This window comes from Paenibacillus sp. Marseille-P2973 (genome assembly GCF_018101095.1).
GTDB lineage: Bacteria > Bacillota > Bacilli > Paenibacillales > Paenibacillaceae > Fontibacillus > Fontibacillus vini.
Genome location: NZ_JAGQEH010000017.1, coordinates 17,328 through 41,572 on the forward strand (window position 1 = coordinate 17,328; position 24,245 = coordinate 41,572).

Sequence of the window (24,245 nt, forward strand, 5' to 3'; positions counted from 1 at the left end):
TATGGTATACTGTGAGATGGAGAATAAGACTTGAGAGTAAGAAAAGGGAGGTGCCTTGTTTGAAAGAGAAAAGGGAACCCGAAGAGAAACGGGGAAACGTACTGCCGATCTCTATGGATGCGGGCTTTTTCTTTGAGCGGGCTGTCTCTTCATTGGACCGTTACCACTACGACAAGGCATTAAAATATTTTCGCAAAGCGGTGGAGTATGAACCGAACAATCCGGTAAACCATTGCAATATGGCGGGGATTTTGTCGGAAATGGGGGACTACGAGGCGTCTAACGCCGCGTTATCCGTCGTTCTGAAGGAGATCGACCCGAATATGACGGAATGTTATTTCTATATGGCAAATAACTATGCGAACATGGATAATTTCGAAGCTGCCGAAGAGGCGCTGGTGACGTATTTGGAGGAGGATGCCAACGGCCAGTTCCTGACGGAGGCGGAGGAAATGATGGACCTGCTCCAATACGAACTGGATCGTCCGACGAAGCTGAAGAGCATCAAATCGATGGAAGGCGTAGTTGAGCACGACCGGGCCCGTGAATTGCTGGAAGAAGGCAAGTTTACGCAAGCCGTGGCGATCTTGGAGGAAATCGTGGAGAAGCGCCCGGATTTCCATGCGGCCCACAACAATTTGGCGCTTGGCTATTACTATCTTGGCCTGTTCGACAAAGCCATGGGTACGATCGGAGAGGTACTGAAGAAAGAGCCGGGCAATCTGCATGGGCTGTGCAATTTGGCTATATTTTATCAGCATGCGGGCAATAGCGCTGCACTGCTGGAGCTTTCGGGCCGGTTGCGCAAAATCATTCCTTTCCACCAGGAGCATGTGTTTAAGTTAGCGACAACGATGGGGATTCTTGGCGAGCATGAAGCGGCCTTCGGACATTTTAGCCGGCTGCTTCGAAATGGAGAGATGGACCAGGACCCTTCGTTGTATCATTATGCCGCGGTAGCGGCCTATCATACGCAGCGTATGAGCGCTGCCAAGACATTGTGGCGCAAGGTTAAGAGGCTGGATCCTGGCAGCGGAGTAGCGGACTTTTATTTGCAGGGCCTGGATGAACGGGAGACGACCGGGGCTCAAACTTCCCGCTCTATGACGGTTAGCTATCATTATCATCTTCCATTTGAAGAGCAGTTCAAGCATTGGGAAACGTCCCAAGACAATCTGGCTTCCGAAATTAGCGGGAATCCGTTGGTACGCTCGTCCTTTTTCTGGGCGCTGCGCCACGGGGACGCAAAGACGAAGCTGCAGGTCATCCAGGCATTCGGCCTGATTGCCGACCTGGAAGTGGAGGAAGCGCTGAAGGCTTTTCTGCTGGAACCTGAAGAAGATCAGTATTTAAAAGATATCGCCTTGTTCGTCCTTCGTAACCTGGGCGTTAATCACCCGCTGCCCGTCTGCTTCGGCGAAAAAACCACGCTGGTAGATCCCAGCCGGGTCGCATCAGGTTTACCGGTCTGGAAGACCGAGTGGCAGGCGGTCGTCGATTTGGCGTTGAAGCAGATGAAGCGGAGCTTTGACCTTCAGCAGCAGCATGATCTTGAAACCTTATGGGCGGAATTTCTCACCCTATTATATCCGGAGACTCCCGAAATTACGCATATCGAAGGATGGGCCGCCGCGCTGGAATATTTGACGGCCAAAATCCACCGTCGTCCTGTTACTTACGAAGCCGTGGCGGAGCGCTATGGGATTTCGGCATCCACGGCCCGCCGGTATACCCGACGGATCGATGAAGTATGCGGAGTGAAGGAGAAGATGGAAACCATCTTTCCTTCCGTCCAATAGCTGTACAAAAACGGGTAAAGCAAGTCCAACTTGGGTAAAACTTAGTATAAGTGTGAGTTTCAATAAGTCAGGCTTTAGAGGGCCTGGCTTTTGAATATCTTTTATGTTGAGAATTACATATTTCAAGGAGGAGGCGCCATGTACAAATCAATTGTAATCGGAACAGGTCCCGCAGGTTTGACGGCGGCCATTTATCTGGCCCGTGCGAATTTGAACCCGCTTGTCATTGAAGGAGTTCAGCCGGGCGGGCAGTTGACGACGACGACCGAAGTGGAGAATTTCCCTGGATTCCCCGAGGGCATCCAAGGACCTGAGCTAATGGACAATATGCGTAAACAAGCCGAACGTTTTGGTGCCGAGTTTCGCAGCGGTTGGGTGGAGCAAGTGAATTTTACCGATCGTCCGTTTAAAGTGAAGGTAGAAGGCGGAGAAGAACTGGAAGCGGAGAGCATCATTTTGTCGACCGGAGCTTCGGCGAGATATCTCGGGATTCCGGGCGAGCAGGAAAACGTAGGTCGCGGGGTCAGCACTTGTGCAACTTGCGACGGATTCTTTTTCCGCGGCAAAAAGATTGTCGTGGTCGGAGGCGGCGACTCCGCTATGGAGGAAGCTAGCTTCCTGACGCGATTCGGTTCCAGTGTGACGGTGGTGCACCGGCGTGATGAGCTGCGGGCCTCCAAGATTATGCAGGACCGGGCCAAGAACAACGAGAAGGTGAAATGGGCGCTGAACCGGACTCCGTTATCGGTTGAAACGGATGAGACCGGCATAGTGAAAGGCTTGAAAGTACGGAATAATGAAACCAATCAGGAGGAACTCGTGAAGGCTGACGGCGTCTTTGTGGCGATCGGGCATACGCCGAACACGAAGTTTCTGGGTGACGCGATTACTACCGACGATCACGGCTACATTGTCGTGAAGCCGGGTACGACGGAGACGAATATCCCGGGCGTATTCGCCTGCGGAGATGTACAGGATACGCGCTACCGTCAGGCAATCACCGCTGCCGGGTCGGGCTGCATGGCCGCGATGGACTGCGAGAAATACCTCGAAGGCAGCATGGTACATGACTGGAGCGAGACCTTGAACCCGTAAGACAGCATAAGCAAAGCGCCGTTTAACCTTGGAAGCAGGGTTAAACGGCGCTTATTTATTTTGACAATATCTCAAATCCAACCCTTCTCTTCAGCAAGACGAACGGCTTCGATCCGGCTCTTCACTTCAAGCTTATTCAAAATCTCGGAAATATAATTGCGCACCGTACCGTAGGACAAATGCAGGCTTGAGGCGATTTCCCCGGCGCTATGCCCACCTGCTGCAAGCCTTAGGATATCCTGTTCCCTCGCGGTAAGGGGGTTTTCCTCCCGCATGCTGCCGAAAACCAACTCGGGCGATACTTCCAGATGTCCGGCCATGACGCGGCGAATCGCTTCGGCCAGCTCATCGCTGGACTCGTCCTTGAGCAGGTAGCCTTGAATGCCTGCCTTGGCGGCTCTTTCAAAGTATCCCGGTCTGGCGAAGGTAGTCAAAATAATCACTTTGCACGGAGACCCTTGCACCTTCAGTTTGTCTGCGACATCGAGCCCGCTAAGCCGGGGCATTTCGATATCCATCAGGCAGACATCGGGCTGGAGCCGCTCAATCAGGTCGAACGCTTCAACCCCGTCCGCCGCTTGTCCGATGACTTCGAGATCATCTTCGAGATCCAGCAGAGAGGCGAGCGCGCCTCGCAGGAGGCGTTGGTCTTCCGCGATGACAATGCGAATCACGCCGATACACCTTCTTTCTGTTCTTTAACGATTAAGGGGACGGTTACCAGAAGCCGCAAACCGTTTTTCTCCCCGGAAGATAAAGACAAGGAACCATCAATTAGGGAAAGACGTTCGGCCATTCCTTTGAGCCCGTTACCAGGATCAACCTTGGCGGCAGCGGCAATCGTATCTCCCGTTTCGAGTACGTTTCCGTTGTCCTCCACCGACACTTTAACGACCGCATCGGTTGTGCTGATCGTGATGAAGCAGCGGCTTGCCTCACTGTGCTTTACGATATTGGTGACAGCCTCTTTGATGCAAAGGCTGAGGATGTTTTGCGTCAGGTCGGATACACTTTCCAAAGCAGCATCCCCTTCAATGTCCAGAGAAATGTCGGCGGCCCGGAGGATTTCCCCGGCCTCCGCCAGACCTTCCGCCACACTTACGGCCCGCATATCGGAGACGAGCTCCCGCACTTGGCGAAGCGCGGCCCGGGAGGTCCGCTGGATCTCCCCGGCTTCCGTTTGGGCACGCTCCGGATCTTTAAGTACCAGCTTTTCTACGAGCTGGCTTTTTAAAGTGATCAACGACAGGGTATGCCCCAAGGTGTCATGCAAATCCCTGGCGATGCGCATGCGCTCTTCCCGTTTGACCAACTCTTTGATCTGCTGATTCGCCAGATCCAGCTCCTTTTCGAGGTTCTGTCTGCGGACCATAGAGCGGATCCCGAAAGGGGACGCAAGCATAATGGCAAAGAAGGGCAGTGTAAAGACGAAATCATTTAGCGATATACTTGCTACTGCTAGCGATAGGGGCACAAGCTCGACCAAAGCAAAGGCGATCATGGCGATATTGAATTTGCGGTGATCGGTATACCACCCGATAAAATTGGCCGTGAAAAAGCCCATGTACAGGTTAAACGGATTGTAGAACATGCATAGCACGACGATGATCGCCATTTGCAGAGCGAGCCACAGGGAAAAGGCTTTTCCCGATACCATGTAGAGCTGACGATAGGTTACAACGAATAAGGCGATCATTGCGTAGCCGAGGATCAGCTTCAGGCCGGTCTCGTTACGGATGTTGAATATGGGCAGAGCGATATAGATCAGCCACATGAAAGGAAATAATCCGTACTTTTTTGGAAACAGCGTGAACTTTTTCCCGGTTGACATTTTGAGCTACACCACTTCCTGTTTTTTTCTGATATACGTGGATAGTATCATAAACAGAATGAGATAGCCCAGCAAAATCACAACATTACTCCAATGCGGTGCATTCCCGCGAATAATTTCCCATGCTCCGTTGCCGAAATTGTAGGAAGGCAGCCATTTCCCGATGTTTTGCATGAGCTTAGGCAGGACTTCCATCGGCATCCACATGCCGCCGATAACAGCGAGAGCCATGTAAATGGCGTTGCTGACTCCACTGGCCGTGTCGACCCGTTTCATGGTGCCGACCAGCGTACCGATGGCCAGAAATGGCAAGGAGCCGATCAGAATCCACAATGCACTGTAGATCCAAATAGAGATAGGCAGCGATACGTTGTTGATCAGAACACCCGCCACAAAAATGAAGATGATTGAGAGAAGATGCATTACCGTTTGGCTGAACATTTTTCCAAAGAAATAGATGGGGCCAGGCAGCGGCGTCACCCGCATGAAAGTCGTCCAGCCCTGTGTCCGTTCCTGTACCAGACGAATGCCGAGGGTCATTATGGCAGAGCCCATTACACTGAAGGTGGTCATCGACATGAGATAATGTGCGGCCCATTCCGCCTGATTGTCAGCCCCGGTATTGACGACCCGGGTAAAGATGAAGTAGAACACGATCGGCATCAACAGAGACCAGAATACATAGTAGGGATTTCGGATTACCCGCAACAGCTCGGCTTTGCATTGTTTTAACAGCATGGACGTTTTCATAGTTATACGGCCTCCTCTTGATTTACGGTCAGTTGTTCAAAAGCCTCATCCAATCGCCCTTGGTCGATCCGGATATCCCGAACCTCGAGCTTTTCCGCAAAAATGGACTCCAGCGCCAGGTCGGTATCGTCCGTATTCACGTAGATCCGTCCATCCCTGTCATAGTGATCGGTTAGCAGCGGCAAGGCTTTAAGCCGTTGGCGGAATCCCGGTCCATCTTGGCGGGGCAGGAAGGAGACCGAGCGTTTCACGATCCGGGCCTTGATCTCATCCGGCGTTCCGTCTGCTACCAGGGCACCTTTATGAAAAAGAAGAATCCGATCGGCGGTATCGTCAGCTTCCTGCAAATAATGGGTCGTGAAAATAATTGTTTTACCCTGTCCGGCCAGCTTCCGGACACTGTCCCAGAATCGGCGGCGGGCGGTAATATCCAGTCCGACCGTCGGCTCATCGAAGAAGAGCAGGTCGGGATTGCCCGCCATGGCGAGAGCGAAGCCGAGACTGCGCTTTTGTCCGCCGGACAGCTTTTCCGCGTATCGCTTGAGGTCGCTGTCTTGAAGCCCGGTCAGGGTTATCAGAGATTCCATATCCATCGGGTTCGGATAGTAACTGCGGATGAGGTCCAGTACCTCTCTGACCTTCAGCCGGTCCATAATGCTGACTTCCTGAAGCATCGCCCCGGTCTTGTCACGGACGGATTGCTCCTTGGGGGCTTTGCCGAACACTTTGATCTCACCTTCCGTTGGCTCAAGTAACCCGAGGATCATCGATAACGCGGTAGTTTTACCCGCCCCGTTGGGTCCCAGAATCGCCGTAACCGAGCCTTTTTCAATTCGAAAAGAAAGGTCGTTGACCGCTTTTTTATCCTTAAACATTTTGCTGACATGCTTCATTTCTATAATGGCTTCCATAAGTTCGCCTCCGTTATTACTGATCTTATCCATAGAATACCGGAGGGAAGGAACCGTCGTTAGTAAGGAGTGTCATGAAATGAGGGTGACAACTGTCATGAAATGAAGCGGGAGGAACGAAAAAAGCCGCTGCATAGGCAGCGGCGGGGCGCATTAAGCGGGCGTCAGGCCCGATGTGAGCTAGAATATTTTTATCAAAAGAACGATTACGCCAATAATGCCGACAAGGATCAGTAAATTTGAAACTTGCCTCCAAAGCCCGGATGTCCCTTCGGATTGAAGCTTTTTTTGGTTAGTATCGTAGTTGGCTTTAAAGGCGTACGGGTCGTCAGGTTCGCGGAAAGGTTTATGGTTATCGCTAAACATGAATCAGCTCCCCTTTCGTATTCCTTGATTTCCATAATTATACCAAATAGAGTAAGAAAAGTTCCAATCCATAGAAAAACCGCCCGGGTAGCGAGCGCCCCCTTAGCTTTATAGATGCTTTGGGATGCTCCTTCCGGACGGTTTGTTTGTTTGGCAGGCGTTAAATTTCCTTGCGTCGGAAATGGATCAGTCCGACTGCGAAGAACAGGAGGAAGCTGCCGACGACGGTAATCATCAAGCTTTCGAGCGGAAGGTTAAACGCGCCGAAGTTCTCCTCCCTGGTTGGCATCATGGCAAGAACGGGCTGGGCCCACGGATAGAATGGGCCGATTTTTGCCGAATTGACGATCAGTATGTTGGGGATCGTCAGCGAGACATTCAGGGCGAGCGGAGCGGCAAAGCTCGCCCAGCTCAGGGACACGCCGAGCTGCAGCGCAACAAGCGGCAGGCAGGAAACCCAGCCGCCCAGCAGGCTGGAGGCGATTGCGGCCCAAGGGATCGGGGTCTTGAAGCCCTGGATCCAGCCGGCGGCAAGGATGCCGGCCAGGAACAGCAGCTGGCAAATGGCCAGCAGGCCAGCCACGACGGTGAACTTGGCCAGATAAACTGATGTTCGCGAGACCGGCAGGACAAGCAGTTGCTTCCAGCCGCCGCCGGTATGCTCGTACCGGCATAGGAAGGCCGGGAACAGGCCGGACATAATCGGCAGGAAGAACAAGGCATGAAGCGTGACCATGGCGCCGAGCATGACGGTCCAAGGGTTCGCATCGCTATACGACGTTTCGGTCAGCGCGCCGATCAACGTAGACAACAGGGGACTGGCCAGCAGAAGCAGCCAGATGCGCGACTTCGACATTTTCAATCTTTCCGAAGACAAAACACGGAAAAAGGAGCCCATTTATTCCACATCCTTTCGGTTGAAGTGGATCATACCCATCACCATGATAACGGCGCCGCAGATGATGCCTGCGCTGACGAACCAACTGGCATGAGGGCCGCTGTAACTGAAGGTCGGCCAATTGAGCGGGAACCATTCCGGAAGCTGAAGGGCAAACGGAGATATGATGGCTGCCGCTACCCCAAATGTCACCGGCAGAGCCTGGTTTCGGAAGGTTAGCGACAGCCACAACTGAAGCGCGAGCAAAGGCAGCGCGCCCAGGTAAGGGAAGAAGCCCATCCGCAGGATGTCGCTCAGCGGAATATCAGTACCGAAACCAAGCGCCAGGCCCAGCACGATCGTAAAGATCGGCAGCAATATACAGGACGCCGTAAGCAGCAGAAAACAAAGCGTAAACTTGCCGCTGAACACGGCGGTTCTGGAAATAGGCAACGCCAGAAGTTGTTTCCAGGAACTCATTTGATGTTCCACATTAGCGACCAAAGAGCTGACCAAGGTTACGCCCAGGTAAAGCGCAATGGGAACGAAAATGACGACATTGTCGATCAGGCCGCCCCAGAGGTCCTCCGCGTACTGCTTTTTCAGGTAATCAAGCCGCAGCCCGAAATTGAGCGCCTGCATGGCGACAAGACCGATTGGGGCCAGAAAAATAAGGAACCAGATTCCTTTCCCGCGGATTTTGAGGAAGTCGGCCGACAAAGAACGTAGCATCATGGCCGGACTCCCTCCCCGATAACTTCCATAAAAATATCTTCAAGCGACTTTTTATTCTGTTCCACCCGGTAAATGTCATGGCCGTTCTCGACCAGACGCTTGACGAGTTGGGCCACCTGCGGATCTTTCATGCCCGGGAATACCAGCGTGCCCTCCTTCAAGATACCGGCAGCACCCAGGTCGCGGGCCAGCCAAAGCGCAGAATCGGGCTCGGAGACGACCAGCTCCATGTCATGCGAGGCTTGAAGGCGCAGGTTCTGGATCGTATCCTGGAATACCATTTGCCCTTCCCGGATGATACCTACCCGGTTGGCCATTTGCTCGACTTCGCCCAGCAGATGGCTGGAGACAAGCACGGTAATGCCGTACTGGGCCGGCATGCTCTTGATCAGCTCGCGGATCTCATGAATTCCGGCGGGATCAAGACCATTGGTCGGCTCGTCGAGAATGAGTAAATCCGGGCTGCCAAGCAGGGAGGCGGCAATGCCAAGCCGCTGCTTCATCCCGAGGGAGTAGCCTTTAACCGCCCGGCGGGACTCACTCGTCAGCGAGACGATCTCCAACACCTCGTCGATGCGCGACTTCGGCGCGCCCAGGATGCGGCGGATCGCTTCCAGGTTGTCTACGGCGTTCAGATGGCCGTAATAGGACGGGTACTCAACGAGCGACCCGATCCGGCGGAGTATTGCGAGTTTATCCTTGCGCAGCTCGCGGCCGAAGATGCGGATAGAGCCTTCAGTGGGCTGGATCAGACCGAGCAGCATGCGGATTGTTGTCGTTTTGCCGGCTCCGTTCGGGCCGAGGAATCCGTAGATATCCCCTTTGGCTATTTCCAGATTCAAATGGTCCACCGCTGGCCGTCCACGGTATTTTTTAGTTAAATCCTTCGTTTGAATAATCATTTCATGATTCACGTAATATCACCTCGGTAATGATCATATCGTCCGAAGTTTAAAGGTGAAGGGGGGCCAAGTTTAAATTTTGTTTAAATCTTTGGTTGGACCCCTGCCAACCCAGCATTCTAACGAACCGTACGGTGCTTATTTGCGAAAAAATGACCTCAAATCAGATCTAACGAACTTCAGCGGCGTTATTGAGTAAATTTAGGCATAGATAGTAGCAGTTTTCTCGGAATAAGGTTACTAGGGTTCGTTAGAATCTCAAAACGTGGTATTTATCCCAAATAAGGTTTACTGGGTTCGTTAGGCGCAGTGAGTCCGGAGACAGGGAGCTCCATGGCAAGTGGAAACTTGGTTGCCTAAAGAAACTCCAGCGGTTATTGAGTACATTCAGCGAAAAGATCAACCCAGTAACCCATACGTGCGGTAACGTAACTGGCCTCCGGCGACGAACAGAAGACGGAGCTCGACTAGTTTGTGAAGAATCCTTCTAGCGTGTTGAGGGGTTATTCTGAGGTGGTTCGCCAGCTCTGCTGGTGTAAACGGGCGGAATTGCCGTCTAGCGTAACGAAGAGTCTCCGCCTCGAGCCAGGTTAAGGGAGAAGGTATGTCCGTGCTGATAAACTTTCCGATAAAGGCGAGGACCAACTGCTGGCAGCGTTTCGGTTCGTCGGTGATGGAAAGAAAAGCTATCGGGAGAAAAATCCAATCGTCCAATGCCATTAAACAGTGCCGCCAACATAAGTCTTTAAAGCGTCGCACATCGAGATCTCTTGCATGAGGTCCGTAACCTTGAATTTCGATGTCTCCCTTTGCTGCGCCACCCGGCAGGTAGGCTAGACCCACGTAGCGGTAGCCGTTGTTTGCATCTCGTACTTCCCACTCCGGATATAGGTGGTCGAAGTTTTTTACGGCAGGGAACCAAACCGAACGCAAAAATTCAACGGTGCCATGGCCGAGACCCTTTTCCAATATTTCGCGTCTTCTAAAGTTTTGCTCCTCCTCAATAGCTGCTTGAATCCATTCCTTATAAGCTTGTTCGAACCTCAACATCGTTAATAACACCATCCTCTCATTAATTGGGTATTGGGGTAGAAAAGCAAAAAGCCGCCCTGACATCTTCGCCTCCCCATAAGGGAGGGAAATATGCCAGAGCGGCGTGTTCTTCACGACCGAACAATGAATATTTACAGTATAACCTATATGGACGATAACTCAATTTTACTGAAGGGGATAAATGTACACCCTTGTTCCTCCTTCAGGATAAGACACCGTCTCCCGGACCAATCCCATTTCCCGCAGCAGCAGATCGACGATTTGCAGGCCGAGACCGGCACCCTTAGCAGGGGAAACGGAGCCAAGTCCTGGGCCGCGATCGGCGATGACCAGCGCCGTTTTCCGGTGGCGCTGTTCGATCGAGATGCCGACATAACCGCCGGATCCCGCATGACGGACCAGATTCTGGAACAGGTTATCCAGTACGCGGCGGAAACCCTGCTCATCTATGTGCCAAATCAAGGGATCCTCCGGCAGATCGATATCGGCCTCGATTCCCGCTTTTTCCCACAGCGGGTACCAAGCGGCGGCGCTCACCCGCACGACGCGAAGCATGTCCCGATCCTCCAGATTCATCACGTAGCGCCCGCTGGCGAGCAGATTGTAGGATAGGAGATGATCGATGAGACCGCTCAGGTCATTAATCTTGGTCTCCATCAGCGCCAAGGCTTGTTGACCCTGATCCGACAATGGCTCTTTACGGAAGGAATAGAGCTGGCCCCCAAGCACGGTCAGCGGCGTCCGCAAGTCATGAGACAAATTACTGATCAGGCTTTTGCGGAGCTCCTCCTCTTCATGTTCCCGGCGTCGGCTGTCATCGAGCTCGTCAACCATATGGTTAAAGGCCTGCTCCAGGCGTCCGATTTCATCGGGCCGGCCCAACGGGACACGGACGGGCAATCCGTTCGGTCCGGTACGGGTCATGCCGGATTCCAACCGAAGCAGGCGTTTGCGGATGTCGCGAAAGAATAAATACGAGATCAGAATAAAGAAGGAGAACATCAAGAAGATAAAGAATCCGTAAAACCGATAATCCCCTTCCCGGCCTCCGGTCAACGGTTTCATATTTTTGCGCGGGAGCTCAAACACCATAAAGCCTTGGCCAGCGGCCTGACTTTTGCCGCCAATAAAAGCGACGACGGTAAAAGGATCGGAATCCACGGCATGCTTCATATAGGCAACCGCATCTTCCGGCGTCCATTTGGACGGCAAACCGCTTTGTTCCGGCAATTGCAGGCGGGTCAGTCCGTCCGCATCTACCCAAAACATCGAGGCATCAGGATAATCCTGCTTTAAAGCCCGAAGTCTTTCGTTAATTTCCTCGGGGGTTTTGCCGCTTAGAGATGAGGCTGCATTATGCCAAGCATTCTCCAATTGTAGTCCCGATCCGTAGGAACGGACGACCTCCGTTTTGTCTGGAACAGACGCGGGAAAGAAAGCCCGGTTGACGCCCCATGACGCCAAAAAGCTCACCGGGATCAGAATGGGTATAAATACAAGCGCGAAGCCGATGATGCCCAAATAGCGGGACAACAGCGAGTTGCGGAACTTCTTGAAAGGCTGGCCGCTGTGTCTTCTCATGCCCGTACCCGGTAACCGATCCCGCGGATCGTCTCGATGACTTCGGGCGCGGCGGGGTCACGCTCCAGCTTTTCGCGCATATGGCGGATATGCACCATTAAGGTTTTATCCCCGTCCAGATAGGGCTCTCCCCAAACCGCCTCATAGATCTGTTCCTTCGTCATGATTTGACCCAAATGCCGCAGCAGGTATTGAAAAATATGAAATTGCTTTCCGGTCAGCGTAATTTCTTCCCCGGTCTCACGGTTTTTGATGATATTCTCCTTCTCGTAGACGAGCAGGTGGCGAAGCTCCAGAGGTTCGGCTGAAGGAGGGCCGCTGCGACGGAGGAGAACTTCCGCCCGGGCAGCTAATTCATCGGGATGAAACGGCTTGGTCAGGTAATCGTCGGCAAATTGCAATCCTTGCAGCTTGTCGTCGATAGAGGTTCGGGCGGACAGCATCAAGATCGGGAGTCCCGGATATTGCTTTTTGAGCCGCTGTCCGACGGTGAATCCGTCCAGTCCGGGCAGCATGACATCGAGAATGGCCAAGTTGCACGAGGCTGCCTCCTCGATCGCCCGCTCCCCGCTGGTGAGCCAGGTGACGCTATAGCCGCGCTCTTTTAAATCTCTGCTTACCCATTCCCCGATTTCGGGATCATCTTCAATATATAGAATGTTTTTGCCTGGTATCATAACTGGGATCCTTCCTTTCTGGCTTTTCGACTCTATTGTTGCAAATTGGTGAGGAAAAATAAACTGCCAAGAACAACATATTAAATTTGTGATTCTAATCACAAGTTCAAATTGCCCGCCATGTTACTTTTTTTATATGAGAATGGTTATCAATTGAATTTTACTTATTGGTGTGCAAATAGATTGAGATGGAAGAACGAAGGGAGATCCGTGCAATGAGCGAACTCATCAATAACCGGGAGCATGGGGTGCCGGAACAGACGCGCCGTCAGGCTCTGCTGAAGGAAATCATCAAGGAGCTGCATCAAGGGAAGAGCGTGGAGGAAGTCAAGGCGCGTTTTGAAGAAGCTGTAGGCGATGTAACGGTATCTGAGATTTCCGCTATGGAGCATGCGCTAATGGAAGAGGAAGGCATTCCGGTTGAGGAAGTGCAGCGGTTGTGTTCCGTGCATACGGCGATTTTCAAAGGATCGATTGAGGATATTCACCGTTCTTCCAAGCCGGAGGAGCAGCCCGGACATCCCGTGCATACCTTCAAATTGGAGAATCGCGAAATTGAGCGGTTGATTAATTTTAAGCTGGAGCTGCATCTGGATAGATTCCGGAAAGAAGACTCCGAGGACATCGTATTAAAGCTGCTGGAGGATTTGAACCTGCTGCTGGATCTTGACAAGCATTACAGCCGCAAGGAAAATCTGCTCTTCCCTTATTTGGAGAAGTACGGGATCTACGGGCCGACTAAAGTCATGTGGGGTGTTGATGACGGCATCCGTATGATGATCAAGGAGGTCAAGGGCAAGCTGGCCGCTTATGATGGGGACAAGGAGACGCTGTCCATTGATCTTGAGCGGATTATCCAGGAAGTGAATGCCATGATCTTTAAAGAGGAGAACATCCTGCTTCCGATGGCGCTTGAGAAATTAACGGAGGACGAGTGGGTGCGAATCGCCCGGGAATCCGACCAGATCGGCTTTTGCCTGACGGCTCCCGAGCAGGAATGGGTTCCTGAACGCGTACCGCTTCCCGACCTGGCGGCTGAGGAAGAGGAGGGGAAAGGCGAAACGCCACCGCAGGGCTTCGTGAAATTCCAAACCGGCATTTTGTCGGTGGAGCAGCTTGAAGCGGTCATGAATCACCTGCCCGTCGATTTGACCTTTATCGATGAGAATGATGTGGTCCGGTATTTCTCGCACGGCAAGGAGCGCATATTTGCGCGGACTAAGGCGGTAATCGGCCGTACGGTTCAGAACTGTCACCCGCCCCAAAGCGTACACGTCGTCGAGGAGCTGTTGGCTGATTTTAAATCGGGCAAAAAGGATGCCGAGGATTTCTGGATTCCGGTCAAGGATAAATTTGTGTACATCCGTTACTTCGCGGTCCGCAGTGAGGACGGGCGTTATCTCGGAACTCTGGAATTCACGCAAAATATCGCACCGATCCGCGCCTTGGAAGGGCAAAAGCGGATATTGTCTTAACATAATGGATAGCCCCGATTTCCTTGGGTAGGAGTCGGGGTTGTTTTTATATCGGCATGGGCGTGCTGCTCTCGCATATCGTTTGCATTCCACAGTAAGGACAGGCCGCCTATACCCTTGCCGGAAGGACCTGGCCGGACACTGAACTTATGGGGCTGTGATCGTTGTCATATTGCCCGGAAGCCTTGTCTTTACTGGATTCTCGGTCTCCCTGCGTCTCTTGACCGAACGGGAGGGTTCGCTTATAGTTGGTACGTAGGAATATTCTTTTTTAAGGTTGTCCAAAAAGTCATCTTTCCACGACGAAGTAGATCAGGATGAGGATTCGACGTCGAATCCTGAATTCAGCCGGGCCTTCCGTTGCTCACGTACCTAATGAGCAAATGCTTACGAAGTCGTTTTCTACGAAAACGTTTAGCTCCGCTACTCAGTCCCTAACTTCATCCAACCTAAAGCGTTTTGTAAAAACGCACTTCGGAAGGATAAGCTTCGGTCCTGAAAACCTGACTTTTTGAACTCGAACTTTTATTATTTACTATTTAAGAGAAAAAGGTGGCTTGTACAATGTCTGAAAAAATCTACATTGGTGTTGACCTGGGCGGGACGGCGATTAAAGTCGGCATCTGTAATGAGGAAGGTCAGCTTCTTCATACTTACGAAGGGCCCACCGAAACGGAGAAAGGCGCGGAAACGATCATCAATAACATTGAGCGTTACGTTCGCCTGATTGTGGAACAATCCCCTTTTGAGTGGGAGCAAGTGGCAGGTGTAGGTGCCGGGGTGGCCGGCTTTACTAACGTTCGCGAAGGCATTATTATTTTTGCGCCGAATGTAGGTTTGAAGGATCTTCACATCCGTGAAATCTTGGAAGAACGTTTGGGCAAGCCGATCAAAATAGACAACGACGCCAACGTGGCAGCACTCGGCGAGGCTTGGGGCGGCGCAGGCAAAGGCGTCGAAAATTGCGTATGCTATACCCTGGGTACAGGAGTCGGCGGCGGTATTATCATTGACGGCAAAATTTATCAAGGCTTCTCCGGCCTGGCTGGGGAACTTGGACATATGGCTGTCGTTCCCGATCTGGAAGCGATTCAATGCGGCTGCGGCCAAATGGGTTGCCTGGAGACGGTTTCTTCGGCTACGGGAATCATTCGGATGGCTAAGGATGCCGTTGCCCGCGGCGAACGTACGTCTCTTGCCCTTGTGGACAACATCATGGCGAAGGATGTATTCGACGCGGCTAAAGCCGGCGACGAAACGGCTGTACGCATCGTAAACCGTGCTGCATTCTATCTTGGGAAATCGCTGGCGGCAGTAGCTGTCGTGCTGAACCCTGAACTGTTCATTATCGGCGGCGGCGTTTCCAAAGCCGGTGACATTCTGTTTGATGAAGTACGCAGTGTGTTTGCGAAGCATACTCCTGAACCGGTTCAAAAAGGATTGCAAATCGTTCCCGCTTCTTTGGGCAACGATGCCGGAATGGTTGGGGCCGCCGGTTTGTTCCTTCGTTCTTAATTAGCAGTAATCAGGAATCCCATGCAAGAGATATAGAGGAATAGGAGACTTTGCGAGGAGGGAAAAGGATGCCGGAAAAAGATATTTCTTCTGTTGCCAATCTGATCATTATCACAGGCATGTCTGGAGCCGGAAAGTCGTTGGCCGTAAGAAGCTTGGAGGATCTCGGATTTTTCTGCGTTGACAATTTGCCCCCGGTACTTATCCCTAAGTTTGCCGAACTCATCGAGCAATCGAAGGGTAAGATCGCCAAAGTGGCGCTAGTCATTGACCTGCGCGGCCGGGAGTTCTTTACGGCGCTGTCAGAATCGCTCGGGTATATCAAGGACCATTTTACGATCAAAAGCGAAATCCTGTTCCTGGACGCAACCGATGCCGTGCTTGTACAGCGGTATAAGGAAAGCCGCCGTCGCCATCCGCTGGCGCCGGAAGGAATGCCGCTCGACGGAATCCGGCTGGAACGCAAGATGCTCGAGGAACTGAAGTTGTCGGCAACTCAAGTGATCGATACCAGCAACATGAAGCCGGGGCAGCTTAAAGAAAAGATCATTTCCCGGTTCTCCCACTTGGAGAGCAGCAATTTATCTGTTAATATTACTTCTTTCGGGTTCAAGTACGGCATACCGATCGACGCCGACCTGGTGTTTGACGTCCGTTTCCTGCCGAACCCGCATTATATAGAGCAGCTTCGTCCACACACGGGACAAGACAGTGAAGTATATGATTATGTTATGAAGTGGCCGGAAACCCAGGTATTCCTGACCAAATTGCTAGACATGCTGCACTTCCTGCTGCCTCAGTATCATAAAGAGGGAAAAAGCCAGGTCATTATCGGGATCGGCTGTACCGGCGGCAAACACCGTTCGGTTGCGATCGCGGAATATTTGGGCCGGATGCTCGGGACCAGCGAAACGGAGACGATTCGCGTGAGTCACCGGGACGAGGGCCGGGACCGGCATTAGAGGCCGCTCAGAAAGTCAAGAGGTGAGTCAGAAGTGATAGATCGGGCCAAGGAAGGAAGAGTGCCGCGAATCGTGGTGATGGGCGGGGGAACCGGCCTATCCGTCATGCTTCGCGGATTGAAGGAAAAGCCGCTCGATATCACGGCCATTGTTACGGTAGCCGACGATGGAGGCAGCTCCGGAATTCTCCGGAGCGAGCTGCAAATGCCGCCTCCAGGGGATATCCGCAACGTATTGACCGCGCTGGCGGACGTGGAGCCACTGTTGTCGGATATGTTAAGCTATCGCTTTGCTTCCGGATCAGGTTTGGCCGGCCATAGCTTGGGCAACCTGATTCTAGCTGCGATTACTGACATTTCCGGTGACTTCGTCACCGCCGTCCGTGAGCTCAGCCGCGTGTTTGCCGTACGCGGGCGCGTATTGCCGGCCGCAGGCCAGGCCGTCGTGCTGCATGCGGAGATGGAAGACGGATCGATTATTACGGGCGAATCCAAGATTCCGGAAGCCGGCGGCAAAATTAAGCGGATTTTTCTCGAGCCGGAAGAGGTCGAACCTTTACCGGAAGCTGTCGAGGCGATCCGGGAAGCCGATGCGATTCTGATCGGACCGGGAAGCCTGTACACGAGCATCATTCCGAATTTGCTGGTGCCCAAGCTGGCCGAGGCGGTTCTGGAAAATGAGAGCGCGATTAAAATATTCGTCTGCAATGTGATGACCCAGCCGGGCGAAACCGACGATTACACGGTGAGCGACCATTTGCAAGCCGTGTATGAGCATGTGGGTCACCACTTGTTTGATTACGTCATTGTCAACGATGGCGAAATCCCGACCCAGGTCCAGGATTTCTACGCCGAGAAAGGCGCCAAGCCCGTTCAGGTCGATTGGGATGTTGTGACAGGCCGGGGCTATAAAGTCATCGCGGATACGCTTGTCCTGTTCCGCCGCTATTTGCGGCATGATGCGGACAAATTGAGCCACCATATTTATCAGCTGGTGCAAAACTGGATTTTACGAAAGAGGTGAGTCCCTTGTCGTTTGCGGCGCAAACCAAAAAAGAATTGACCATGGTCGAAGCCGATGCCTGCTGTGAACAGGCGGAGTTGTCCGCGCTGATTCGAATGAACGGTTCGGTTCAGGTTTCGAACAAAAAGGTCATTTTGGATATCTCAACGGAAAACGCCGCGATAGCAAGGCGGATTTATTCTTTGTTGAAGAAGCATTTCCAGATCCATACGGAACTTCTTGTACGTAAGAAAATGCGTCTCAAGAAGAACAATGTTTACATCGTACGGATCCCTGGCCGGGTTCAGGAAGTCCTGAAAGAACTTCATATTGTTTCGGAAGGATTTATTTTCACGCCCGGGATTAATCCGGAGCTTACCCGGAAAAACTGTTGTAAGCGGGCGTACCTGCGGGGAGCTTTTCTTGCTGGAGGCTCGGTCAATAATCCCGAAGGGTCTTCGTACCACCTGGAGATTTCCTCCATGTATGAAGAGCACTGCCAGTCGCTGGTCGATCTGGCCAATGAGTTTCATCTGAATGCGCGCTGCATTGAACGGAAAAAAGGCTTTATTTTTTATATCAAGGAAGGCGAAAAAATCATCGAGCTGTTGAATATCATCGGTGCGCATCAGGCTTTGTTCAAATTCGAGGACGTGCGGATCATGCGCGATATGCGTAACTCCGTCAACCGGATCGTCAATTGCGAGACGGCGAACTTGAACAAGACGATCGGCGCGGCGGTACGGCAAATCGACAACATCAAGCTGCTGCAGAAGGAAATGGGCCTGGAAAACCTGCCCGATAAGTTGCGGGAGGTTGCCGAGGTGCGTCTGGCGCATCCGGATATGAACCTGAAGGAAGTCGGCGAGTTGTTAAAAGGGACGGTGAGCAAATCCGGTGTCAACCACCGGCTGCGCAAAATCGACGAGCTGGCGGAAAAAATTCGGGGGAGCTAAAGTTGTTTTGCTAGTGTGACGCAGGCTGTGTATGATATAATGATATAAATTATAAATGTTCACATTGTTGAACACGTGATCGAAATTGTAATAGGGGGTAAGGTTTGATGATCAAAAACCCGGTAACCGTTCGTCTGAAAACGGGTCTTCACGCCCGGCCGGCGGCGCTTTTCGTTCAGGAAGCGAATAAATACTCGTCCGAAATTTTCGTTGAGAAAGACGATAAAAAAGTGAATGCCAAGAGTATCATGGGTATAATGAGCCTTGCCATCAGCACCGGCACCGAAATCTACATCAGCGCGGAAGGTGCAGACGCCGAGCAGGCTGCAAACGCTTTGATCAATCTGGTTAGCAAAGAGGAATTGGAGAACCAGTAAGATTACTCCAATTCACTTTTCTTATCCAACAAAAGAAGGGGATGACTCCGTTCATGCGAGCGGTTTCATCCCCTTTTGGTTTTTCAGGATTAAGCGATCGGTCATAACAGGAGTAAGATAATTTTTTTGATTATGGTATGTCCTGCAACATTTGATTCTGTATTGCGTTTAGTAGTTAAATTCACCAATAAATGGAGGGTCATGACATGAAAACTTGGATAAAGCCGGTAGGCGCAGTGTTAATAGCAGGAACTTTGCTGGTAGGAGGGACTTTTTTGAGTGGATCGATCAATTCCAACCATCCGGTCTATGCCGACAATGAGTTGCAGAAGAATATTATTAGCGTCGTAGGGAGCGGGGAAATTTCAGCCAAGCCGGATGTCGCTTATCTGTCGCTGGGCGTGGAAACACAGGCCGATACGGCAAAAGAAGCGCAAGCTGCAAATGCGGCAAAGATTGCTAAAATCAATACATTACTGAAGGATACTTGGAAGATTGACGCGAAGGACATTCAAACCGGTCAATTCTATGTACAGCCTAACTATACCTACACCGAAAAAGAAGGACAAAAGGTAAAAGGATACACCGCGCAGCATACGTTGAACGTGACTTATCGCGATTTGGCAAAAGTCGGTCAACTGCTGGACGGCGTTTCGCAAGCCGGAGCCAACCGCATCGACAATATCCGGTTTAGCACCGAGAATCCGGATCAATACCAGGAGCAAGTAATCGAGAAGGCGATGAACAATGCCAAGATGAAAGCGGGAGCGATTGCCAAATCCGCCGGCCGCAGTCTTGGGGTAGTAGTAAGCGTAACGCAATCGGGCGGAGGAGAAACTCCGGTCTATATGCAAAATGAAGCTCTTCAGATGAAGACCATGGATTCAGCCGCGAGCACAGCTATTGAGCCGGGCGAAGTGACTTTGAAGACAACGCTCAGCGTCATTTTTGAAATGAAATAAGAAACGAACCGAAGCCGGGCTCAAGGCAGTTGTAACTGTCATGAGACTTGGCTTCTTTTTTGTACTGTTTTTTAGGGATATGTATGCACATATTATATCCGAGCCGTATGGTCTCACTATTTCACAATTTTGTTCACTGATGGAGGGATATGAGGATGCGATTACGGAGCAAGTGGATCACCGGGATTTTGTGCGTTGCCCTAATGATTGGATGCTATAGCCAAGCGGATATCGTCGCTGCTAAGGAGGAGCCGCCGCAGGGGTTTATTGAAATTGTGGATCTGGATAAAAACGTGCTGATCAAAAGAGTAAAGTTCGATAATAAGCTCAGCGATAAGATGAAGGTCGTTTTAGCTGACATGCGACTGAACGGACGCAGCAACTTGGACTTTCCCAAAGGCATATTAATGAAGGTTCCGCTGCATACACGCGTGCACAACGAATGGTTTGACGATATGATTCGTGAGGCAATCGTCATATTTGAGCCTGGGCAGCAGCCCCTCGTCTTGCTATTTAACCGGAAGAATCAACCTGTTCTTTTTACAGCGTCAAGCGATGGGGGATTGTTGGGGTTAGTTAAGAATTGAGCACCGCCCTCCGGCACGGCGATAAGGATCCACTCACTCCCAGAAACCGAGCCCCTGCCGACTTGCTTGTGGTGGTATTAGGTTTATTTGGGTGAATTTAGGGTGTTAGAACTAATCGAATGGGGATAAAGCACCTTGAGTGAGACTCATGGGCCTGTTACTATCTTTAGGGATTTATTCTAAAATTCGTAGGTAGTCCATTAAATGGTAGTGACGGGAGATGAGACGAGTTATGGTCAAAAAGAAATGGGTGGCAGGCGCTACCATCATCGGAATGCTGACAACAGGTGCCGCTGGAGTATATGCGGGAAGCAACCTGCAGGAAATCAAGGCTTATCTTAATACCAGTCTTGGCATCGTTGTAAATGACAAGGATTTTAAACCGGTGGACAGTAAGGGTAAGGTACTGACTCCTATTACTTATAACAACACGACCTATCTGCCTGTAAGAGCCGTATCGGAGGCGCTTCAAGTTCCCGTTGAATTTGACGCTGCTAACAACAAAGTACGCATCGGCAGCAGCGACGGATCTTCCGCCTCGCCGGTGGTCACACCTCCGCCGACTCAGACTGAGCCTCCGGCCACATCGGGGAGCTCTTCAAAGAGACCGCAGCATCTTCCTTCCGATTTTCCGCTTCCGGCAGACTTCAAGACAACTCATCTCAATGATACTAGTTCCGGCGGCAAAAAGTCCGTACTGATGATTTATAAAACAAAAGAAGACGCGAAAAAACTGAATGAGCTGTATTCCGATTATCTGAAGAAGCGCAGTTATGCCGATGTGCTAAATGCTTCTACAGAATCCAGCGTATCCTTGATGGGAGAGAGCACGAAGGAAAGCTCTATGATTAGCAGCGGCTCCGAAAGGGATGCGGAAGGATATATTGAAGTTACAATAAATTGGAGCGAGCTGTAACAAGTTTGCAACATGTTTCTGAAAACAGGCTTCCGCCCTCCGGCGGGAGCTTGTTTCTTTGTAAAACAGCATCGGCATTGCGCCCGAGATCCGGCAACCTCCCTAGAAAAGTGTTGTAACCGGGACTAAAACAAGGTATAGTGAATATGCAAAAAATGAATCGTTGGACCTGATAAAGCCATACCAATGGATATGGCTTTTTTTTTCTTAAAGCTGACTTTAACCACAATCACAACCTATGAAGGAGTTGCTGCATAAATGATTGAATTGTCCGGGGTTGAAAAACACTTTGCTGGACAAGTCGTTGTGCACCCGCTTTCGCTCACCATTAAGGAAGGGGAATTCCTGACCTTGCTGGGCCCGAGCGGCTGCGGCAAGACAACGATTCTGCGCATGATCGCCGGATTCGAGTATCCGACCAAGGGGAAAATCCTGCTGGATGGTGCCGATCTGACGAGTCTGCCACCGAATCGCCGGGATTTGAACCTGGTCTTTCAGCATTATGCGTTGTTTCCGCATATGACGGTAGAGGACAATATCGCCTTCGGGCTGAAAATGAAAAAGCTGCCGGCCAAAGAGCAGCAGGAACGTATACAGGAAGCGGTAGAAATGACTCAGCTGACGCCGCTGGTCAAGCGTTATCCGCACCAGCTTTCCGGCGGACAGCAGCAGCGCGTAGCGATTGCCCGCGCGATTGCAAACAAGCCTAAGGTGCTGTTGCTGGATGAACCGCTAGGCGCACTGGATTTGCAGCTTCGGAAGAACCTTCAATCGGAGCTGAAGCATCTGCAGCGCAGTCTTGGCATTACGTTTGTGTACGTCACGCATGATCAGGAGGAAGCCATGATGCTGTCCGACCGGATCGTGATCATGAACAGCGGTAAGGTTGAGCAAATCGGCACGCCGCGGGAAATCTACGCTACGCCGACTACGCTGTTTTCCGCTACATTTGTGGGAGAGAACAATATTTTCTCACAGGATGGGCGGTTGTTTGCCGTGCGTCCGGAAAAATTGAAGGCCGTCCGTTCGCAGGACGGAGCCAAGCGCATCGGCGAAGTGTTGGACGTCCTTTATTTGGGGAGCATCCATAAACTGGTCGTTCAGCTTGAGGATGAGCCGATGACGGTATCCATCGTACTTGATTTTACCGATGAACGCACTTGGCAGGTTGGAGAGAAAGTCGGCGTAAATTGGAATACGGAGGATGAGGTGGTAATCGGGCCATGAAGAAATCTAGCATGGGCCTTCTGCCGGTCCTCCTGTGGCTGAGCCTGTTCCTGGTCGTGCCAATGCTGATCGTGGTAGGGATTTCTTTTATGAGCCGGGACGATCTCGGCAACGTGGTATTTCATTTTAATCTCGACGCTTACGCCACGTTTTTCGACCCGCTTTATTTAGGCATTTATTGGGACACGATAGTCCTGTCCATAGTGACAACGGCCTTATGCCTGCTGCTCAGTTATCCGCTGGCCTATTATATTGCGAATGCCGGGCCGAAAATGCAGACTTGGGGACTCGCGTTAATCACGGTTCCGTTCTGGATCAATTTCCTGATCCGTACCTATGCTTGGGTGCTTTTGCTGCGGACGCAGGGCGTGGTCAACAATCTGTTGCTCGACTTAGGCTTCATCCAAGAGCCGCTTCAAATGCTTTATACGAAGGGGGCTGTGCTGCTTGGCATGGTATACACCTTCATTCCGTTCATGGTGCTGCCGATTTATGTGGCGCTGGAGCAAATGGACAAGAAACTGCTTGAGGCTGCCAGCGATCTGGGAGCGACCGGTTGGAAATCGTTCTGGCATATTACGCTGCCGCAAACCAAATCCGGAATCATGACCGGTTCGGTGCTGGTTTATGTATCGACAACCGGAATGTTCGTGGTGACCGATATTCTCGGCGGAGCCAAATCGGCGATGATCAGCAACATTATCCAAAGCCAGTTTCTTGGGGCGCGAAATTGGCCCTTCGGCTCTGCGCTGTCGGTTATTTTCGTGATCACGTCGCTGATCTTGATCGCCCTCTTCAATAAAGCCATGACATCCAGACACATGACTGCAAAGGAGGGGCGCTGATGAAGAGCAAGAATCACCCGCTGCTCGGGATCCATTCCCTGCTGGTCATGATCTTTATTTATTTGCCCATCGCCTTTATCATTGCGTATTCGTTCAACAGTTCTCGGCTTGCCGCAGATTGGAGCGGATTTACGTTTGAATGGTACGTCTCCTTGTTCAGCAACCGCCGTGTCATGGAGGCGCTCAGCAACACGCTGATCGTGGCACTGGTATCGACCGTGTTCTCGACGCTGTTGGGAACGATGGCTGCAATTGCTATCCGTAAAGTCGGACGAAGAAGTAAAGCCGGCATAGGCGGGTTGCTTTATTTGCCGATTATTATTCCGGATATTATTATGGGCTTGTCTCTGCTTGTGCTATTTACCCAATTTCATATCCCGCTCGGCAAGTTGACGATTATTATCGCGCATATCACGTTCAGCATTTCTTATGTTTATGTGATTGTGACGACGAGACTGACCGGCATGGGAGGCCAGTTGGAAGAAGCGGCCCAGGATCTTGGGGCCGATGCTTGGCAGACCTTCCGCCATGTCACCCTGCCGCAGATTATGCCGGGGATCATCTCGGGAGCGATCATTGCATTCACCATGTCGCTGGACGATTTCATGGTCAGCTTCTTCGTCAGCGGACCAAGCTCGACGACGCTGCCGATTTACATCTACGGACAGGTCAAACGGGGTATTTCCCCGGAAATTAACGCGCTTTGTACCATTTTGATCCTTGTGAGCGTCACATTGATTTTCTTGGCCCAGTTCGTGTTAAATAGAGGAAAGGGCCAAAAGAAACGCTCGGTCCTGCCGTTTTAACGGAGTTAGTTGACGAAATTCTAGATATCCCGGCAAAT

At 51.5% G+C, this 24,245-nt stretch carries 25 protein-coding genes; 15 read left to right on the forward strand and 10 right to left on the reverse strand.

Going from position 1 to position 24,245, the window contains the following annotated elements; all coding sequences use genetic code 11:
• Positions 1 to 113: 113 nt before the first annotated feature.
• Positions 114 to 1,799 carry a tetratricopeptide repeat protein gene (locus KB559_RS21910; RefSeq protein WP_211025215.1) on the forward strand — a complete coding sequence of 562 codons (1,686 nt, stop codon included), beginning with the start codon at positions 114 to 116 and terminating at the stop codon, positions 1,797 to 1,799.
• A 138-nt stretch (positions 1,800 to 1,937) separates the two neighbouring features.
• Complete coding sequence (trxB, locus tag KB559_RS21915) at positions 1,938 to 2,894, forward strand: thioredoxin-disulfide reductase (RefSeq protein ID WP_211025114.1); 957 nt, start codon at positions 1,938 to 1,940, stop codon at positions 2,892 to 2,894.
• A gap of 71 nt (positions 2,895 to 2,965) precedes the next feature.
• Here trxB and KB559_RS21920 read toward each other — a convergent pair whose 3' ends face one another.
• Genes KB559_RS21920 through KB559_RS21935 form a run of 4 tightly spaced genes read right to left on the reverse strand, consistent with a single transcriptional unit; the run spans position 2,966 to position 6,386 of the window.
• On the reverse strand, positions 2,966 to 3,568 hold the full coding sequence (locus KB559_RS21920) for a response regulator transcription factor (protein ID WP_211025116.1): 603 nt from the start codon (positions 3,566 to 3,568) through the stop codon (positions 2,966 to 2,968).
• The gene (locus KB559_RS21925; RefSeq protein ID WP_211025119.1) at positions 3,565 to 4,725 is read right to left on the reverse strand and encodes a sensor histidine kinase; all 1,161 of its coding nucleotides are present in this window, start codon (positions 4,723 to 4,725) and stop codon (positions 3,565 to 3,567) included. Before KB559_RS21925 ends, KB559_RS21920 begins: the two co-directional genes overlap by 4 nt.
• Positions 4,726 to 4,731: 6 nt before the next feature.
• The gene (locus KB559_RS21930; RefSeq protein WP_211025121.1) at positions 4,732 to 5,475 is read right to left on the reverse strand and encodes an ABC transporter permease; all 744 of its coding nucleotides are present in this window, start codon (positions 5,473 to 5,475) and stop codon (positions 4,732 to 4,734) included.
• A 2-nt stretch (positions 5,476 to 5,477) separates the two neighbouring features.
• Complete coding sequence (locus KB559_RS21935; protein ID WP_211025217.1) at positions 5,478 to 6,386, reverse strand: ABC transporter ATP-binding protein; 909 nt, start codon at positions 6,384 to 6,386, stop codon at positions 5,478 to 5,480.
• A 102-nt stretch (positions 6,387 to 6,488) separates the two neighbouring features.
• Between KB559_RS21935 and KB559_RS25410 the strand changes: the two genes are divergently transcribed.
• The gene (locus tag KB559_RS25410) at positions 6,489 to 6,623 is read left to right on the forward strand and encodes a hypothetical protein (RefSeq protein WP_282103194.1); all 135 of its coding nucleotides are present in this window, start codon (positions 6,489 to 6,491) and stop codon (positions 6,621 to 6,623) included.
• 289 nt (positions 6,624 to 6,912) lie between these two features.
• On the opposite strand, the gene KB559_RS21940 is transcribed toward KB559_RS25410, so the two are convergent.
• The 6 genes from KB559_RS21940 to KB559_RS21965 form a co-directional block, all read right to left on the reverse strand.
• Positions 6,913 to 7,650: an ABC transporter permease gene (locus KB559_RS21940; RefSeq protein WP_211025123.1), complete on the reverse strand. Its 738-nt coding sequence runs from the start codon at positions 7,648 to 7,650 to the stop codon at positions 6,913 to 6,915.
• Positions 7,651 to 8,364 carry an ABC transporter permease gene (locus KB559_RS21945; RefSeq protein ID WP_211025125.1) on the reverse strand — a complete coding sequence of 238 codons (714 nt, stop codon included), beginning with the start codon at positions 8,362 to 8,364 and terminating at the stop codon, positions 7,651 to 7,653.
• Positions 8,361 to 9,266, reverse strand: coding sequence for an ABC transporter ATP-binding protein (locus KB559_RS21950; RefSeq protein ID WP_211025219.1), 906 nt, complete (start codon positions 9,264 to 9,266; stop codon positions 8,361 to 8,363). Before KB559_RS21950 ends, KB559_RS21945 begins: the two co-directional genes overlap by 4 nt.
• A gap of 399 nt (positions 9,267 to 9,665) precedes the next feature.
• Entirely contained in the window at positions 9,666 to 10,316 is a 651-nt protein-coding gene (locus KB559_RS21955; protein WP_211025220.1) for a transcriptional regulator, read from the reverse strand.
• Positions 10,317 to 10,484: 168 nt separating this feature from the next.
• A complete protein-coding gene (locus KB559_RS21960) occupies positions 10,485 to 11,900 on the reverse strand; it encodes a sensor histidine kinase (RefSeq protein ID WP_211025127.1) in 1,416 nt (471 codons plus the stop codon).
• Positions 11,897 to 12,577, reverse strand: coding sequence for a response regulator transcription factor (locus KB559_RS21965; protein WP_211025129.1), 681 nt, complete (start codon positions 12,575 to 12,577; stop codon positions 11,897 to 11,899). The genes KB559_RS21960 and KB559_RS21965 overlap by 4 nt, the downstream gene beginning before the upstream one ends.
• A gap of 215 nt (positions 12,578 to 12,792) precedes the next feature.
• On the opposite strand from KB559_RS21965, the gene KB559_RS21970 reads away from it, so the two are divergent.
• The 12 genes from KB559_RS21970 (at position 12,793) to KB559_RS22025 (ending at position 24,207) form a co-directional block, all read left to right on the forward strand.
• The gene (locus KB559_RS21970; protein ID WP_211025131.1) at positions 12,793 to 14,052 is read left to right on the forward strand and encodes a DUF438 domain-containing protein; all 1,260 of its coding nucleotides are present in this window, start codon (positions 12,793 to 12,795) and stop codon (positions 14,050 to 14,052) included.
• A gap of 564 nt (positions 14,053 to 14,616) precedes the next feature.
• The gene (locus KB559_RS21975) at positions 14,617 to 15,567 is read left to right on the forward strand and encodes an ROK family glucokinase (protein WP_211025133.1); all 951 of its coding nucleotides are present in this window, start codon (positions 14,617 to 14,619) and stop codon (positions 15,565 to 15,567) included.
• Positions 15,568 to 15,635: 68 nt separating this feature from the next.
• The gene (rapZ, locus tag KB559_RS21980) at positions 15,636 to 16,529 is read left to right on the forward strand and encodes an RNase adapter RapZ (RefSeq protein ID WP_211025135.1); all 894 of its coding nucleotides are present in this window, start codon (positions 15,636 to 15,638) and stop codon (positions 16,527 to 16,529) included.
• A 78-nt stretch (positions 16,530 to 16,607) separates the two neighbouring features.
• The gene (locus tag KB559_RS21985; protein WP_211025222.1) at positions 16,608 to 17,552 is read left to right on the forward strand and encodes a gluconeogenesis factor YvcK family protein; all 945 of its coding nucleotides are present in this window, start codon (positions 16,608 to 16,610) and stop codon (positions 17,550 to 17,552) included.
• 5 nt (positions 17,553 to 17,557) lie between these two features.
• The gene (whiA, locus tag KB559_RS21990; RefSeq protein WP_211025137.1) at positions 17,558 to 18,487 is read left to right on the forward strand and encodes a DNA-binding protein WhiA; all 930 of its coding nucleotides are present in this window, start codon (positions 17,558 to 17,560) and stop codon (positions 18,485 to 18,487) included.
• 107 nt (positions 18,488 to 18,594) lie between these two features.
• Positions 18,595 to 18,864, forward strand: a complete 270-nt coding sequence (locus tag KB559_RS21995) for an HPr family phosphocarrier protein (protein WP_114497387.1) — start codon at positions 18,595 to 18,597, stop codon at positions 18,862 to 18,864.
• A 206-nt stretch (positions 18,865 to 19,070) separates the two neighbouring features.
• Positions 19,071 to 19,826, forward strand: a complete 756-nt coding sequence (locus tag KB559_RS22000) for an SIMPL domain-containing protein (RefSeq protein WP_211025140.1) — start codon at positions 19,071 to 19,073, stop codon at positions 19,824 to 19,826.
• A gap of 155 nt (positions 19,827 to 19,981) precedes the next feature.
• Positions 19,982 to 20,413 (forward strand): hypothetical protein, encoded by a 432-nt coding sequence (locus KB559_RS22005; RefSeq protein WP_211025142.1) that lies wholly within the window; start codon positions 19,982 to 19,984, stop codon positions 20,411 to 20,413.
• Positions 20,414 to 20,645: 232 nt separating this feature from the next.
• The gene (locus KB559_RS22010; protein ID WP_211025144.1) at positions 20,646 to 21,329 is read left to right on the forward strand and encodes a stalk domain-containing protein; all 684 of its coding nucleotides are present in this window, start codon (positions 20,646 to 20,648) and stop codon (positions 21,327 to 21,329) included.
• A gap of 258 nt (positions 21,330 to 21,587) precedes the next feature.
• On the forward strand, positions 21,588 to 22,556 hold the full coding sequence (locus tag KB559_RS22015; RefSeq protein ID WP_211025146.1) for an ABC transporter ATP-binding protein: 969 nt from the start codon (positions 21,588 to 21,590) through the stop codon (positions 22,554 to 22,556).
• The gene (locus KB559_RS22020) at positions 22,553 to 23,401 is read left to right on the forward strand and encodes an ABC transporter permease (protein ID WP_211025148.1); all 849 of its coding nucleotides are present in this window, start codon (positions 22,553 to 22,555) and stop codon (positions 23,399 to 23,401) included. The genes KB559_RS22015 and KB559_RS22020 overlap by 4 nt, the downstream gene beginning before the upstream one ends.
• Positions 23,401 to 24,207: an ABC transporter permease gene (locus KB559_RS22025; RefSeq protein WP_211025150.1), complete on the forward strand. Its 807-nt coding sequence runs from the start codon at positions 23,401 to 23,403 to the stop codon at positions 24,205 to 24,207. The genes KB559_RS22020 and KB559_RS22025 overlap by 1 nt, the downstream gene beginning before the upstream one ends.
• Positions 24,208 to 24,245 lie beyond the last annotated feature (38 nt).

Bases quoted from the DNA above. Each gene is read 5' to 3' on its own strand.
- KB559_RS22010 (WP_211025144.1), top strand. From the start codon at position 20,646: ATGGTCAAAAAGAAATGGGTGGCAGGCGCTACCATCATCGGAATGCTG.
- KB559_RS21930 (WP_211025121.1), bottom strand. From the start codon at position 5,475: ATGAAAACGTCCATGCTGTTAAAACAATGCAAAGCCGAGCTGTTGCGG.
- KB559_RS21910 (WP_211025215.1), top strand. From the start codon at position 114: ATGGATGCGGGCTTTTTCTTTGAGCGGGCTGTCTCTTCATTGGACCGT.
- KB559_RS21955 (WP_211025220.1), bottom strand. From the start codon at position 10,316: ATGTTGAGGTTCGAACAAGCTTATAAGGAATGGATTCAAGCAGCTATT.
- KB559_RS21985 (WP_211025222.1), top strand. From the start codon at position 16,608: ATGGGCGGGGGAACCGGCCTATCCGTCATGCTTCGCGGATTGAAGGAA.
- KB559_RS21940 (WP_211025123.1), bottom strand. From the start codon at position 7,650: ATGGGCTCCTTTTTCCGTGTTTTGTCTTCGGAAAGATTGAAAATGTCG.
- KB559_RS22000 (WP_211025140.1), top strand. From the start codon at position 19,071: ATGAAAACTTGGATAAAGCCGGTAGGCGCAGTGTTAATAGCAGGAACT.
- KB559_RS21970 (WP_211025131.1), top strand. From the start codon at position 12,793: ATGAGCGAACTCATCAATAACCGGGAGCATGGGGTGCCGGAACAGACG.
- KB559_RS21975 (WP_211025133.1), top strand. From the start codon at position 14,617: ATGTCTGAAAAAATCTACATTGGTGTTGACCTGGGCGGGACGGCGATT.
- rapZ (WP_211025135.1), top strand. From the start codon at position 15,636: ATGCCGGAAAAAGATATTTCTTCTGTTGCCAATCTGATCATTATCACA.
- KB559_RS21965 (WP_211025129.1), bottom strand. From the start codon at position 12,577: ATGATACCAGGCAAAAACATTCTATATATTGAAGATGATCCCGAAATC.
- KB559_RS22020 (WP_211025148.1), top strand. From the start codon at position 22,553: ATGAAGAAATCTAGCATGGGCCTTCTGCCGGTCCTCCTGTGGCTGAGC.
- KB559_RS25410 (WP_282103194.1), top strand. From the start codon at position 6,489: ATGAAGCGGGAGGAACGAAAAAAGCCGCTGCATAGGCAGCGGCGGGGC.
- trxB (WP_211025114.1), top strand. From the start codon at position 1,938: ATGTACAAATCAATTGTAATCGGAACAGGTCCCGCAGGTTTGACGGCG.
- KB559_RS22005 (WP_211025142.1), top strand. From the start codon at position 19,982: ATGCGATTACGGAGCAAGTGGATCACCGGGATTTTGTGCGTTGCCCTA.
- KB559_RS21995 (WP_114497387.1), top strand. From the start codon at position 18,595: ATGATCAAAAACCCGGTAACCGTTCGTCTGAAAACGGGTCTTCACGCC.
- KB559_RS21925 (WP_211025119.1), bottom strand. From the start codon at position 4,725: ATGTCAACCGGGAAAAAGTTCACGCTGTTTCCAAAAAAGTACGGATTA.
- KB559_RS21945 (WP_211025125.1), bottom strand. From the start codon at position 8,364: ATGATGCTACGTTCTTTGTCGGCCGACTTCCTCAAAATCCGCGGGAAA.
- KB559_RS22015 (WP_211025146.1), top strand. From the start codon at position 21,588: ATGATTGAATTGTCCGGGGTTGAAAAACACTTTGCTGGACAAGTCGTT.
- KB559_RS22025 (WP_211025150.1), top strand. From the start codon at position 23,401: ATGAAGAGCAAGAATCACCCGCTGCTCGGGATCCATTCCCTGCTGGTC.
- KB559_RS21960 (WP_211025127.1), bottom strand. From the start codon at position 11,900: ATGAGAAGACACAGCGGCCAGCCTTTCAAGAAGTTCCGCAACTCGCTG.
- KB559_RS21950 (WP_211025219.1), bottom strand. From the start codon at position 9,266: ATGATTATTCAAACGAAGGATTTAACTAAAAAATACCGTGGACGGCCA.
- KB559_RS21935 (WP_211025217.1), bottom strand. From the start codon at position 6,386: ATGGAAGCCATTATAGAAATGAAGCATGTCAGCAAAATGTTTAAGGAT.